The 13,874-nt window shown below is 51.7% G+C and carries 13 protein-coding genes; 1 reads left to right on the top strand and 12 read right to left on the bottom strand.

All coding sequences use genetic code 11. The annotated features are described in order from the left end of the window. Positions 1-453: 453 nt before the first annotated feature. Positions 454-1,737 carry an ornithine--oxo-acid transaminase gene (gene rocD / locus PLF13_11365; protein HOP07875.1) on the top strand — a complete coding sequence of 428 codons (1,284 nt, stop codon included), beginning with the start codon at positions 454-456 and terminating at the stop codon, positions 1,735-1,737. Positions 1,738-1,815: 78 nt separating this feature from the next. Here the strand turns inward: rocD and PLF13_11360 are convergent, their stop codons facing one another. From PLF13_11360 to PLF13_11305, 12 genes are read right to left on the bottom strand one after another with little or no spacing between them, the layout of a single operon-like run. Continuing rightward, positions 1,816-2,748 (bottom strand): DMT family transporter, encoded by a 933-nt coding sequence (locus PLF13_11360; GenBank protein HOP07874.1) that lies wholly within the window; start codon positions 2,746-2,748, stop codon positions 1,816-1,818. Continuing rightward, positions 2,748-3,965: a rod shape-determining protein RodA gene (gene rodA, locus PLF13_11355; GenBank protein ID HOP07873.1), complete on the bottom strand. Its 1,218-nt coding sequence runs from the start codon at positions 3,963-3,965 to the stop codon at positions 2,748-2,750. The genes PLF13_11360 and rodA overlap by 1 nt, the downstream gene beginning before the upstream one ends. Before the next feature lie 4 nt (positions 3,966-3,969). Continuing rightward, entirely contained in the window at positions 3,970-5,778 is a 1,809-nt protein-coding gene (mrdA, locus tag PLF13_11350) for a penicillin-binding protein 2 (protein HOP07872.1), read from the bottom strand. 4 nt (positions 5,779-5,782) lie between these two features. Further along, a complete protein-coding gene (locus PLF13_11345) occupies positions 5,783-6,271 on the bottom strand; it encodes a hypothetical protein (GenBank protein ID HOP07871.1) in 489 nt (162 codons plus the stop codon). Then, positions 6,268-7,062, bottom strand: coding sequence for a rod shape-determining protein MreC (mreC, locus tag PLF13_11340; protein ID HOP07870.1), 795 nt, complete (start codon positions 7,060-7,062; stop codon positions 6,268-6,270). Before mreC ends, PLF13_11345 begins: the two co-directional genes overlap by 4 nt. Positions 7,063-7,096: 34 nt before the next feature. Further along, positions 7,097-7,549 (bottom strand): PTS sugar transporter subunit IIA, encoded by a 453-nt coding sequence (locus PLF13_11335; GenBank protein ID HOP07869.1) that lies wholly within the window; start codon positions 7,547-7,549, stop codon positions 7,097-7,099. Between the two features lie 11 nt (positions 7,550-7,560). Then, the gene (locus PLF13_11330; GenBank protein HOP07868.1) at positions 7,561-7,731 is read right to left on the bottom strand and encodes a Trm112 family protein; all 171 of its coding nucleotides are present in this window, start codon (positions 7,729-7,731) and stop codon (positions 7,561-7,563) included. A gap of 13 nt (positions 7,732-7,744) precedes the next feature. Continuing rightward, positions 7,745-8,704, bottom strand: a complete 960-nt coding sequence (locus PLF13_11325) for an acetyl-CoA carboxylase carboxyltransferase subunit alpha (protein ID HOP07867.1) — start codon at positions 8,702-8,704, stop codon at positions 7,745-7,747. A gap of 8 nt (positions 8,705-8,712) precedes the next feature. Further along, positions 8,713-9,798, bottom strand: a complete 1,086-nt coding sequence (locus tag PLF13_11320) for an MraY family glycosyltransferase (protein HOP07866.1) — start codon at positions 9,796-9,798, stop codon at positions 8,713-8,715. Next, the gene (locus PLF13_11315) at positions 9,795-10,679 is read right to left on the bottom strand and encodes a glycosyltransferase family 2 protein (GenBank protein HOP07865.1); all 885 of its coding nucleotides are present in this window, start codon (positions 10,677-10,679) and stop codon (positions 9,795-9,797) included. Before PLF13_11315 ends, PLF13_11320 begins: the two co-directional genes overlap by 4 nt. A gap of 6 nt (positions 10,680-10,685) precedes the next feature. After that, positions 10,686-11,414 (bottom strand): polyprenol monophosphomannose synthase, encoded by a 729-nt coding sequence (locus PLF13_11310; GenBank protein ID HOP07864.1) that lies wholly within the window; start codon positions 11,412-11,414, stop codon positions 10,686-10,688. Next, the gene (locus PLF13_11305) at positions 11,411-13,873 is read right to left on the bottom strand and encodes a YfhO family protein (protein HOP07863.1); all 2,463 of its coding nucleotides are present in this window, start codon (positions 13,871-13,873) and stop codon (positions 11,411-11,413) included. Before PLF13_11305 ends, PLF13_11310 begins: the two co-directional genes overlap by 4 nt. Position 13,874: the final 1 nt, after the last annotated feature.

Genomic DNA, 13,874 nt, shown 5'->3' with positions numbered 1-13,874 from the left:
CCTCCGCAATGGTTACAAACGCCGGATGATAAGCATTTAACCTGAGAAATCAAGCCAAATCAGCCCCCTAATCCACCTTGGATGAAAATAGTTAGTGAGCACTAACCCCAAGCGACATATTGAGAAATACAGAAAAAAGACGCCCTGCTTGTCCTCATTTGAAATGTTAAAAACAGGCTCAAAAGAAATCAACCGGCCAATCCTGAATACACCAATTCACAATTTCAGGATGGCTTGAATTTGTTCGATCGGGTCTCGTAAGGTCGATTGTATACCTGAATTGCACCTGTCGTTGACTTGCTGCTTATGACCGAAAGTTCACTCACAGAGCCAACTTACAGAGTTGTTTTATCCAATAAAGTCCCCCTTGCCTTTTAAATTTAAAGTGTTATCTTCCCGCGGCTATTGATTTTACATTCGTTTCTATTCTGATGATCTGAAAGAGGTGATACCATGGCAGATACCAAGACATTGAACTCATCCAGAGTCGGATTTTCGGATATTCCGAACGACAAGATTCTGGAGTACGAACACACTTTTGGCGCCAATCATTATGGTCGTCTTGAGGTGATTGTACGCAAGGCCGAGGGCGTCTGGTTAACCGATATCAATAACAATAAGTATCTGGACTGTCTGGCAGCCTACTCTGCCGCCAACCAGGGTCACTGCCATCCGAAAATCGTGGCGGCTCTGGTTAATGCACTCCAGAATCACTATGCATCGGTCATTTCCAACGTCGTGTTCACCGACTCCCTGGCATTATTCTTGAGGAAACTTGCCACCACTTGCCCACAATTGGGTCCGCGCTTCGGCAATGACGGGAATAAAGTGCTTCCCAAGAACGGTGGTGTCGAATCAGTCGAGACAGCCATTAAGATGGCTCGTTATTATGGTTATAAAGTGAAGGGCATTCCGGACGGTAAACAGGAGATTATTGTTTTCGGGAACAATTTCCACGGACGCATGATAACTGTGGTCTCGTTCTCCTCGTCGAAGAAATATCGCGAAGGATTCGGTCCCCTTACACCCGGATTTGTATCAGTTGATTACGGCAGGCTCGATCAGGTCGAGAAGATCATCAACAAAAACACCTGCGGTATCCTCGTTGAGCCGATGCAGGGTGAAGGCGGCATGTACGATCCCGGCACGGGCTTCCTCAAAGGTTTGCGTGAATTGTCGGACAAACATGACTTGTTCCTGCTTTTCGATGAAATCCAGGTTGGTCTCGGACGAACCGGCAAGATGTTCTGTTTCGAACACGAGAACGTTGTCCCCGACGGCGTCATTCTGGGCAAAGCGCTATCCGGCGGTCTGGTTCCGCTCTCAGCGTTCGTAACCAACACCAAGATGATGGATATGGTCTTTACGCCGGGTTCCGATGGCTCCACCTTCGGCGGTTACCCGCTGGCTTCCGTTGCCGGTAATACCGCCCTCGATGTGATCAAAGAAGAGAAGCTCTGCGAGCGCTCCGCCGAGATGGGCAAAAAGCTCAAGGCTCGAATTGAAGAGATAGCGTCCCGTTCTTCGCACGTCAAGGAAGTACGCGGTAAGGGTCTCTTTATCGGTATCGAAGTCAAGAGCGGTGATGCTATGGTCTACTGCCGCAAGCTGCTCGATCTGGGTATGCTGGCCAATGACAGTCACGGTCATACCATCCGCATTTCTCCGCCGCTGATCATCGACGACAGCCACATCGACTACATCTGCGATCGACTGGAGAAAGTTCTCATCGACTAAGCGACTTCCTCTGACTGGAAACAACAACGGGCGGCTCATCAGAGCCGCCCGTTTTCGTCGGTGTAACTTCTCAGTATGTTACGTTCCGGTCCTTCTACGAATCGATCCGGCATAAATAGCCACAATCGTAATAGTCGCGCCGACAAACTGCAACGGCGTGAACTGCTCGGAGAAAAACAGAATCCCCCACAAAGTTGCCATAGTCGGTTGAATGAGCAACGTCAGACCGCTACGTGAGGCATCGAGTTTGGGGAGGTTGCTCGCGATCAGCCACCAGGCGAAAGCCTGCACGACCACCGCCAGCGATACCAGAATTGCCAGAGATCGGAGATCGGGAGGCATCAACGTGGAGCCCTCGAGCAGGGTGACGGCAAAAAGAAAGACCGCGGTAAAAAGTGACGTCCAGGCCATTAACACTACGAAATTCGGATGTTCCCATCGATGACCGACCGATTTCATTATGATCAGATATGAAGCATAAACGAAACCGGTGAGAAGTCCGAACACCAGTCCAATAATATATTCACGGTCGAAATGGATGTCGCTTCCGGCGCCCGACAACAAAGTCACCCCGACAATCGCACTCACGGCCGCAACGAAGAATCCCAATCGCAAGTGTTCCTTGAAAATCAACGCGCTCAGCGCAGCTGTAATGAATACCTGGATATTGGCCAGGATGGTCGCCATACCGGCCCCGACGTAATTAATCGAACGGTGCCAGAAATAAAGATCGAGGAAAAAGATGAACCCGGCCAGAATCGATAATTTCATGACAGGCCGGGGAATTCGTAATGAACTGCGCTGCATCAGCGCCATGAGAAACAAAGCCGCACTTCCGAAAAAAGTCCGCCAGAAACCAATGACAGTCGGCCCCAGCACTCCCCCTTTTAGCATTTTCACGAACACGGCGGCGAAGCTCACGCAGACGGCTCCGAGGCCAAGAAGAACGATCGGCGGTATCCCGGATCCCTTTAATAGCGTTCTCCCCTGTTCCGTCCGGGATAGGGACATCAGTATTCCTGCCAGTGATAATCCGCAAGAACGGCCATACCGATGAGTGTCCATGACAGCACTAATGAAGTGCCGCCATAACTCAGGAAAGGCAGGGCAAGACCGGTGACCGGCATGAATCCCAGCGTCATACCGATATTGATAAACAACTGAAACACCAAAACAACTGCGGCCCCAAAGGCTATGTTGGAAGCGAAACGGGATCGACAACGCCCGGCAATGCGAATGATGCGATAGATCACATATCCGAACAAGCCCAGCACCAGCAAGGTGCCCCAAAGACCAAATTCCTCACCCAGCACCGAGAAAACGAAGTCAGTATGCCGCTCCGGTAAAAATTCCAGCTTGGTCTGCGAGCCCGCAAATATCCCTTTGCCCCATATTCCCCCCGATCCGATGGCGATCTTGGACTGAATAATCTGATATCCCGCACCGCGAGCATCAGTACTGGGATCGAGAAAGGTTAAAATACGCTGTTTTTGATAGTCGGCCATACGGTTCCACAAAAACGGCATGACGATACCGGTTGCCAGATTAGCCACAACAACCACAATGCTGAAACTTAATCCCGGACGAAACATGAACAAGAATACCAACAAAGCCATGAAATAAAGGGTCCAGGCCAGCCAGTGTGCAGCCGTGACCAGCGAAACAATCGGCGATAGAATCAAGATCAAGTACAAAGGCGACAGACCGGACCAGAACCAAAGGCCGAACAGAATTACCCAGAACACCAATGATGTGCCAAGGTCGGGTTGCTTTAAAATCAGCGCCACCGGCAATAAAATCAGAATCGCTGATATGGCCAGTCGTCGTTTGGATGCGGGTGGAAGTTTGGTATATGCAAAAAACCTGGCGAGCGCCAGAAGTACCGCCAATTTGGCAATATCACTGGGAGCAAGATTGAGCGGGCCAAGCGAAAACCATCGTGTCGCGCCCATACGCGTGGAACCGACAACCAGAACGAGCCCCAGTAATATAATGGATACCGCATAGACGGGATAAGCGGAGAAATCCAATAAACGCATAGGCAAATGAATGACTACTGCGAAAACAATCATCGCAATAAACAGCCAGAGCAACTGACGCAACCAATAGGTCTGTCGATAGGTCGATTCTGCGCTATACTGCGCCGACATAATCAGGACAATGCCAAACAACGACAGCAATAACACCGCCGTAATCAAGCGCCAGTCCAGTTCGCGATAATCCAGCATAAGCCTATTTCTTCCCCGCCAACCCGGCAATACCATCGTCCGCCATCTTCTTCTCCATATAAGAGTGGATAATCTTGCCTACCACCGGGGCGGCGATCTCAGAACCGTGTCCGGCATTTTCCACTATTGCGCAAACCACTATCTCAGGCTTTTCGAGAGGCGCGACACCGACGAACCAACTGTGGTTTTCTCCGTGCGGATTTTCGGCGGTGCCGGTCTTGCCGCCGATCGAATACAGCTTATTACGGAGTCTTCGCGCCGTACCGTGCTCACCCTCGACCACCCGCCTTATCCCCTCCATGAGGTAATCACGAGTCTTTTTCGAAAACGGCAGTTCGAAAGAGAGCTTCGGTGCAATCCGTTCTACTCGGCCATCGGAATATCTGATCTGCTTGAGAATGTGAGGACAAAGGACTTTGCCGTCGTTGGCCAGACCGCAATAGAACTGAGCCAGTTGCAGCGGCGTTGCCAAAATTTCTCCCTGTCCGATAGAAAGATTCAACACAACACCCTGGGACCATTTATTCTTTCCGAACCGATTATTGTAGTATTCTTCACTGGGGCTCAATCCGACCGCCTCGCTGGGCAAATCGATATGGGTCGGCCGACCGAATCCGCAGGCAGACAAATAGCGCCCAAGATTGTCTACCCCTAGTTTCAAGCCTACCTGATACAGATAGACATCGCAGGACTGCTCAATTGCCCCCAGGCCGTCAAGCTGGCCGTGACCGCTAAGGTCCCAGCAGTGGAAAACACGATTACCGAAACGATACCCGCCGGTACAGGGACGCAACAGGGTGTGTTCGCCGATCAGCCCCTCTTCCAGCCCGGCGCCAATGGCCACCAGTTTCGTGGTTGATCCGGGGGGATAGAGACCGTCAAGAGGCCGATTAAGCAGCGGATGAGTCGAGTCACGCGTGATTTCGGTCCAGAGACTTTCGGGAATGACTGACGAGAAGATATTGGCATCATAACTGGGATAAGAGGTCATGGCCAGAATTTCTCCGGTACGCGGATCCATCGCCACTACCGCCCCGCAACAGAAGGTATCCAGAACCTCGACACAAGTGCGCTGGAGGTCGATGTCGATACTGATGGTCAGGTCCGCTCCGGCTTCGGCAGGGATCGGCAGCTTACCGGAGTAAGGCCCCAGAGTCTGACCGGTGGCGGTAACTTCGATATAGGCCGTTCCTTCATGACCACGCAGCAGACTGTCGTATTCTTTTTCCAGGCCCTTTTTGCCGATGACGCTACCCAGGCGATAATTGGCGCCATCCTCACGACGGATCTCCTCTTGTGAGACTTCACCGACATAACCCGAGATACACTCAGCGCCAAGCTCCGTTGTATAACGGCGGACCTCCTCCATCTGCATCATGACGCCGGGGAAACGATCCGCCTGCTCCTCCACCACCGCCACGATATCAAAAGATACATCTCGCTTGATCGGGGCCGGTTGATAGCGGCTCACGAGATTTTTTCGCAGCCTTCGCTCGACCTGCTCTTCATCCAATCCCAGCAACCGGGCCACCGACGGGATCGTTACCGCCTGGTCCATTTCCGCAGCGACAATACAAAGGGTGTAGGAAGGACGATTGTCGATCACGATTCGATGTTCGCGGTCGAGCACCACACCGCGTCGCGGGACCAGAGGTTGTACGCGAATACGGTTCTGTTCGGATTGCGCCAGTAATTCTCCATGGTCTACAACCTGGAGCTTGAGCAAGCCGATTATCAGCACCAACAAGAGAACGCCAACAAAAGCCAGCGCCAATTTTTCGCGTGCCTGTATCGAGAGTGTCGATTGAGCCATCGTCTCAGTAAAGAGCTTTTATCTTCTGAAACGTTATACGTTTCTCTTTGAACAGGAAGAACAGCCAAGCGACGATTACCGTATATATCATGCTGGGAATAGCTCGCACTCCCAGTTGATAGAAGAAATCGTAGCCCCCGTCGATCAGAATAGATGCAATACAATGCAGTAAAACACCGCCGCCTATAAAACCCAGCCGCGCCAGAAGTGAGTCAAGGTTAAGTCTTCCCCGAACATGATATCCAACAAGGCCGATCCCGGCCAACACGAGGGCTTGCCACCCCAACGTATAAGCCGGTCCCGCGGCGGCCCCAAACAATCCGGCAACGAAACCAAACCAGAGCGCTGTGAACTCACCCTTGTATAAAGCCACTATAAGCGTCAACAGGGCGGCCAAATCGATACTGGCGGTATAGATCGAAGTCAAATCGGCTGTGATAACGCAATGTAATGACAACAGCAACAAATAAGATAGAAACGGCAGCACTCTCATCGCCCTGCCTCCGGCAACAGAATAAAAAGCTGTTCAATCGAGTGGAAATTAGCCGCCGGTTGCAAGCTGATTTCCGCATCGGGACGGTTTTCGGGACGAGTCACTTCGGTCACATAACCGACCATTAAGCCCGGTGGATAGACGCCCCCGAGACCGGATGAAACAACCGTATCCCCCACTGCGATCTCACCCTGATTGGGGAAATTGGTCAGAAGCATCCCTTCCGACGGTAAATATCGAACGATGCCCATTTCACGGCTTGAAGCAACCCGGGTGGCTACTCGATTACGTGGGTCGGTCAATAACTGGACCAGGCAATGGTCCGGGGTAACATCCTCCACTCGACCGACTAATCCCTCGCGGCTTATAACCGGAAGGTTCACCTCGACCGAATCCAGAATACCTCGATTTACCAGCGCCGACACCGGGATATCGGAGCCGGTCACCGAGACTACCTTGGCCTGAAGGAGGCGGTAACCGGGCGGTGGTTCGAACCCCAGCATTTCGCGGATGCGTTCGTTTTCATGTGCGATTTCCTGGTAGAAGGCCAATTGCTCTGAAGTTTCAGCCAACTCCAGGCTGAGCCGTTCGCGTTCGATATTGACGTTCGCTAGTTCCGTTACGTAGGTACGAAGTTTGAAAAATGGTAGAAAGAAACTGCCGCCAATCAACTCACTCACAAGCGGCGCTACCTGAACACGGCCTATTATCAAGGCCGTTGCCAGCAGAACCACCAGAATCAGATGAATAACCCGCCAATTCTTATGCGAGAGATTGGAGATAAGATTCATCAAAGAGCGGCATCCTTGCCGGATAGGCAACTAACTATTCAACGGCATCCATAAGCACCAGCACGTCTCCCGGAGAGGAAGCGGCCATGAGCTTCTCGCGATTCTCGGCGGACTTCATCAGGTACGACAGCCGCGCCATGACATTGAGGTGCGCACCGATCGCATCCTCGGGAGCGGCTATCAGAAAGAACATCTTCACCGGCTTGTGATCCATAGCATCGAAATCAACACCGCTCTTGGAGCGGCCGAAAGCAATCACGATACCTTTCACGGAGCGGGTTTTTGCATGCGGGAAAGCGACACCGTAACCGACACCGGTCGTTACCAGGTCTTCACGTTCCTTGATGTCGGCCAGAAGCTGATCCTGGTCTTTTACCATGTTGGACCTTGAGACCAACTCGACCAATTCCTCGATAACGCCGTCCTTATCGGTTGCCTTGAGATCAAAGGTTACCAGCGTCTCGTCACAAAATTTAGAAAGCTTCAAAGCCTCATTCCTTACTTTAAATTTTCAGCTTCGTCAACCAGGAGCACAGGAATATCATCAACAATACGATAGGCCAAGCGGCAATTCGCACAAACCAGCCGTTCATTTTCCGGCTGGTACTCCAGTTTGCTTCGACATTTCGGGCAAACGAGTTTTTCGAGTAGTTTGTCCGGAAGCGTCATAGCCTGCCTCACATCATTCCGTAAATTCGCCCATACGGCGATATTTATCCAGTCGTTCGGCTAACAGCTGATCGACCGGTTTTTCTTTTAATTCAGCGAAGGCCTTCTTGATTGCTGCTTTGACCAGCTCTGCGGCGGCCTCATGATCGGTGTGAGCACCGCCGGGTGGTTCCGGGATCACGCTGTCGACGATTTTCAGATCGATCAAATCCGGGGCGGTCACTTTCAGCGCCTCGGCTGCTTCCGATGCCATAGCGGCATCACGCCATAAGATCGCAGCACAGCCCTCCGGTGAAATCACCGAATACCATGAATACTGAAGCATCATCACCCGGTCGCCGACACCGACCCCAAGAGCTCCTCCCGAGGCGCCTTCGCCGATTATCACCACTACGATCGGGACTTTTAATCGCGACATCTCGCGGATATTGCGAGCGATCGCCTCGGCTTGTCCCCGTTCTTCCGCCCCGATTCCCGGATAAGCCCCCGGCGTATCCACCAGTACCAGAATCGGGATATCGAACTTCTCCGCCATATAGAACAGCCGGAGCGCTTTACGATAGCCTTCAGGGTGTGCCATGCCGAAATTACGTTCGAGTTTCTGCTTGGTGTCACGTCCCTTTTGCTGACCGACCACCATGATCGGCTCACCGTCGAGTTCCGCGAATCCGCCAATCATGGCTTTGTCGTCGGCGAATCCGCGATCGCCGTGCAACTCGATAAAATCAGTGCACATGAGCTTAATATAGTCGAGTGTGTAGGGACGACGCGGATGACGCGAGAGCTGGACCATCTGCCAGCGGGTAAGTCCGCTGTAGATGTCTTTCCGAAGATGTTCGAGTTTCTCCTGAAGCGAGACAATCTCACCTTCAAGCTCGATATTAGCTCCGAGTGAGAAATCCTTCATGTCGGAGATTTTCTTCTCCAACTCCACAAGAGGACGTTCAAACTCGAGATATGTTCGTTCAGCCATAGGCTTTCCTAGCGCCTGTTCTTGCCCACTCTCTTCCGTAACTCGGCCGGATCGCTTCGAAATCGACGCGATAAGCCGGTGACTAAGATAAAGAATACAGCGAAAATAACAACCATAAAAACGACCAGAAGACTCAACACCAAGACACGGTCCCACAAATACATAGCCACAGCAAAGAGACCAAACACTACCCCCAGGCCATAGAATACGGCCACAGTCCGGCGTGGTCCCAAACCAAGTAAACCAAGGTAATGAAACAGGTGGCGGCGGTCGGCCTGCATCACACTTTTACCGGTCACGAGCCGTCTGATAGTCGAACTAATCGCCTCGGTCAACGGCACGCCCAGGGTTAGCAACGGTACGAACAAAGCCGACAGTGTGAACGATTTTACCCGCAGCATCAGCGAAAATACCGCGAAGTAGTACCCTATTTGCATGGAGCCGGAGTCACCCAAAAAAATCCGAGCCGGATAACGGTTAAAAAACAAAAATGGCACGAGGAATCCAAGCAGAGCGACAATAAGCAGCAACTCCCAACCAGCGGCAAAAAAACGTGCAATAACAGCCATAGTTACCGCAGCAATAAGACTGACCCCACCCGCGAGGCCGTCAAGACCGTCAATCAGGTTTACAGCATTGGTTAAACCAACTACCCAGACAATAGTCAGTACCGCCGACCAACTACCCAACTCGATGGAACCGCCGGGTGTCGAAAGCAAATCAATACCAACGCCTCCCCAAAATAACAACAGGCCGATACCGATTTGAACCAGCAGCTTAACCCAGGCCGACAGAGGGTGGATATCATCGATCAAACCCAGTACGAAAATCACCGCGGCTCCGCCAAAAACTACCGCCAGACCGGTTAAATCATCGAATAAACTATGATCGAACAAATACAGAACAGCAATGGTTAACCAGGTCGAAACGAACAGCACCGCTCCGCCCAGATATGGAGTTGGTTGTGCATGTTGTTTATGACGACCGGGGCGGTCCAACCAACCGAAATGCTTCGACAACTTAATGACCATCGGCAATAAAGCCAGGGATAACAACAGCGACAGGACCAGAGCCATGATCTCGGTCTTGCTCACCGCTTCTTCTCCCCTGACCGGCTAAAGAGACTACGAACATTCAGAGAAAGGATCGTAGCGATCAGATTAGCCACCAATAATACCGGCAATACTATGAGAGAAAAACCGTTAGGCAGGTGTTTGAGGAAATACTTCCACATCGAGCTGTGATGTTGAACCGCTCTCCGTATACCACCGACTCTGCTACCTTGTCCCCAGAGATGAACCCCGCCGGCTGCCGGCACAAAAATGTTTTTATAGCCCGCCTGCTTTACCCGCCAACAGAGATCGGTGTCTTCGAGGTACATGAAGAAACGCGGATCGAATCCCTCGATCCGCTCGAACAAACTGCGCCGAATCATCAGCATGGTCCCGGCTATTGCCGGAACGGCGGTCGTGGTCTCGTAATCCGGGAGTGTATACCGAGTCGAGGAACCGAACCATCGTCCCAGCACCGATCCGCGAGAGAACAACACGTTCCCGACCGAGGGGTAACGGCGGCAAGTCGGTTGAAATGAGTCATCAGCATTGCGTAAACGTCCTCCCAGAGCACCGACTCTGATATTGGTAGTAGCTGCTTCCAGCAGCCTTTTTATCGCGTATTTGTCGAGTATGACATCGGGATTCAAAAAGAGCAGGAAATCTCCATCCGCCTCACGGGCCCCCCGATTACAAGCCGCGGCAAAACCCTCGTTGCGCTTGTTCTCAATAATCGTCGCCCCTGGCCGGATATTTCCGACACAATCAAGCGAACCGTCATCGGACCCGTTGTCGACAACGACCAATGCCCAATCCACTCCCTCACCTCCGTAATCGAGCGAAGTCAGGCAATCGCCCAGCGCAGGCATAGAGTTATAAGTGACAATGATGATCGTGACGCGATTTGCAGCGGAGCGTTCCAAGCCGTCTTAGCCTAGTTTTCCGAACATCGACTTAATCCGTAACCACCAGACCATCCAGATCGCCTCACGCATGATCTTTTTCGACATCTTGGATTCGCCGGCAGTGCGGTCGACGAAAATGATCGGGATTTCCTTGATGCGGAAGCCTTTTTTCCAGGCTCGCATTGACATCTCAATCTGAAAAACATAACCGGATGATTGCGCCTCGTTGAGATTGATCGCTTCGAGCACTTCACGACGGAAGCATTTGAAGCCGCCGGTAGCGTCCTTGAGTGGTAAGCCGGTTACTATGCGAGTATACAAATTGGCGAAGTATGAAAGCAACAGACGCGACATGGGCCAGTTGATAACATTGACACCTCGAATATAGCGAGAGCCGATCACGACGTCGTATTCCTGGATTTCGCGCAGGAAGTCTCGGAGATATTCCGGACCGTGAGAGAAGTCGGCATCCATCTCGAAGATGAAGTCGTATTGATGCTCTATCGCCCAACGGAATCCGGCTATATAAGCCTTCCCCAGCCCTTCCTTGTTCGGGCGGTGCATTACGTTGACCTTTTTCTCAGAGGCTGCCAGAACATCGGCAATCTCACCGGTGCCGTCAGGTGAGCTGTCGTCAACAATCAGAATGTTTATTCGCGGGTCCATCGGCAGGACAGCGTGAACGATCTTCTCGATATTATCCCGTTCGTTGTAGGTCGGGAAGATAATCAGGGCGCGTTGTGACGGGCTCATGCGTTTTCGGAAGTCTCCTCTGCTTGTTCCGGTCTCTTGCGATAGGTCATTACGCCGAATCCGGCGATGACCAGGATAAGATAGATTGCGGTCAGGGTGGTAACCAGCTTGCCGGTTGCATACACTTGGGAATTATACCGGAAGACAACCTCCTGCGTTCCGGCAGGTAAGGCTACGGCGCGGAAGGTCCCGTAAGCCCGTAACAATTCTGCGGATTGTCCATCGACCGTTACTTGCCAGGCCGGGTAATAGTTATCAGTCATTACCAGCAGGCGATTACTCGAACAAATCATATTTACGGTGACGGAGTCCATGGCCCATTGGCTGATCCAGGCGGAATCGATCGCACCCGAATCGGCGCCGGGCGCTATTGAGATCGGAGGCTCTTGTTCGAGATAGACCACCTTACGGAAGTCAATCGCGCCATCGAGTATCAGCGGGTATATCAGATCCCGGTTATTTACTATCTCAAAAGAATCAACCAGGTAAACCGGCGGCAGGGCATTAAGGTTCTCGCTAACGGTGATACTGCCAAAACTTGCAGCCTGTAACACGGGTTGGTCGCCGAAATATCCAGGTGGAATTTGTGCATTGGAGGGATAAACCAGGAACCGTGCCGAAGCCAGATTGAGCAGGTACGGATTGGTTTCGTTGGGAGCGCCCGGACCACCTAAAAGAGCATCGAACCAGCGTAATTGGTTACCATGATAACCGGTGACCACTTCAATCTCGTGGAACGGCAGCATATCGGCCGGGAGAGCGCCGAGGTTCATCGTGCGATAATGTCCCGGTTGTTTTTCCAGAAAATCAGAAACCGGATTCGCGGACCAATAACGAGCCGGATCAATCGTATCTATAAAACGACTGTCGAATCTGATGCCGTCGATCATCGGTAATAAAATCAAACCGATCAATATCGCCGGACCGGCTTTGCGCTCGCGATACAACCAGATCAAAGCGGCCGTGAGAGCCGTAAAAATGAACGCCATCCAGGCGCCGGACTGAATATGCGGCAACTGATGCAGCGCCAGGTCGAACTTGCTGATCCCCTGCGCGACCATCGTGGTGGATGCCTCGCTGTAGAAAATAGAGGCCCATAATGAAAGCATGCCTCGGCCTGCAGCGGAAAATGCCAGAGCAATCAGCAGCAGGAGACCTGGGAAACCGAACAGGATATAATCGAACCATTTGCTGTCACGTCGTTCCTCTTTCGGAATCTTGCCGTCGACCCAGTCACGCACATACTGAATAGCCATGCCGGCCAACAGTGCTCCCGAGAATGAAAAAAGGAACATGATCATTGACGGCGCCCGGAGTGATTTGACTTTTGGGATGATCCAATAAAACAGATAATAAATCGGTGTCGTAGCACCGAGAGCATAGATCAAGGCAAAGAGCGCCAATCCTCCCCAAAAATACGCCGACTTGCGGCGGCTGAAAAACAAACCAAGCAGAGCTAAAAACAACGTGATGACACCGACTGATTCACAATTGTCCTTAAAAGCATTCCGTCCCCAGTAATACAGATCTTTCTCCTGGGCCTGTGTCCCGGCGAACTCGGGAATAATGAGACCAAACGCTTCTTCCTCATGCAGCGACCAAGATGTCGACCATTGCCAACCGGACTTGGAGTCGGCGCGAGGGGAATAATTTGTCGTATACAAGAAACCGGGATAGAACTGGATCGCCGAAAGCAATAATCCTATCACCACCGCATAAACTGTCAGTAATGCGGGATTAATAATGGAAATAATCGGGCGTTTCGCTCGCAACATCAGAATCAACCGATAAGCAGCGTAAAACGCCACGGCCCAGAGAGTGTAATAGGACATCTGAGGATGGGGAGATAAAATAATGCAGCCGATCACGAGACCGAGCATAGAAAACTGAAAGAACGACTTGAGACCGCTGAAATCAAAACCACCCTTGAGGAAAAAGACTGCCAGCGGGAACAACGCCGTCACAAAAATTTTACCGTCGTGCCCCGGCGCTACCATTGATACCAGATAAGCTGCAAACATATAGCAGGCGGCTGAGATCAGGGCTGCGATTTTGGAGAGCTTGAACCGCCGCGCCGCCAGGTACATAAACACTCCGGCCAGGAAGATATGCAACACCAGGTTCATACCCAGCATGCGGTAGAAATTGCCTAAATACTTGAGTGACGATAAGGGGTAGAAAATGTCGCCGTGGAAGGCTTCGATATACGGCATACCACAGAAAATATAGGGATTCCATTGCGGTACTGTGCCGAATTCTTTGACATGGTTAACCAGCATTGCCCGGAAAAAGACACCGGCCTGAATCGTGTCGGAGCCATAGAGCATCTTGTCCGAGAAGATAAAATCGCTGAAGAGCACGAGGATGCCGATCAGGAACAGGACAAATATGGCCGGGGCAAACCAGGGAGATTGTTCCAGATCAAACCGGATGGTACGTCCGGAGGGAGTTCTTTTCATT

This window comes from Candidatus Zixiibacteriota bacterium (assembly GCA_035380245.1).
Lineage (GTDB): Bacteria > Zixibacteria > MSB-5A5 > GN15 > FEB-12 > DAOSXA01.
This window is presented reverse-complemented; position numbering and strand designations above follow the sequence as displayed.

What these genes read in the sequence shown, in the direction of transcription:
- PLF13_11360 (HOP07874.1), bottom strand. Translation starts at nt 2,748, where the DNA reads ATGTCCCTATCCCGGACGGAACAGGGGAGAACGCTATTAAAGGGATCC.
- mreC (HOP07870.1), bottom strand. Translation starts at nt 7,062, where the DNA reads ATGAATCTTATCTCCAATCTCTCGCATAAGAATTGGCGGGTTATTCAT.
- rocD (HOP07875.1), top strand. Translation starts at nt 454, where the DNA reads ATGGCAGATACCAAGACATTGAACTCATCCAGAGTCGGATTTTCGGAT.
- rodA (HOP07873.1), bottom strand. Translation starts at nt 3,965, where the DNA reads ATGCTGGATTATCGCGAACTGGACTGGCGCTTGATTACGGCGGTGTTA.
- PLF13_11330 (HOP07868.1), bottom strand. Translation starts at nt 7,731, where the DNA reads ATGACGCTTCCGGACAAACTACTCGAAAAACTCGTTTGCCCGAAATGT.
- mrdA (HOP07872.1), bottom strand. Translation starts at nt 5,778, where the DNA reads ATGGCTCAATCGACACTCTCGATACAGGCACGCGAAAAATTGGCGCTG.
- PLF13_11325 (HOP07867.1), bottom strand. Translation starts at nt 8,704, where the DNA reads ATGGCTGAACGAACATATCTCGAGTTTGAACGTCCTCTTGTGGAGTTG.
- PLF13_11310 (HOP07864.1), bottom strand. Translation starts at nt 11,414, where the DNA reads ATGAGCCCGTCACAACGCGCCCTGATTATCTTCCCGACCTACAACGAA.
- PLF13_11305 (HOP07863.1), bottom strand. Translation starts at nt 13,873, where the DNA reads ATGAAAAGAACTCCCTCCGGACGTACCATCCGGTTTGATCTGGAACAA.
- PLF13_11345 (HOP07871.1), bottom strand. Translation starts at nt 6,271, where the DNA reads ATGAGAGTGCTGCCGTTTCTATCTTATTTGTTGCTGTTGTCATTACAT.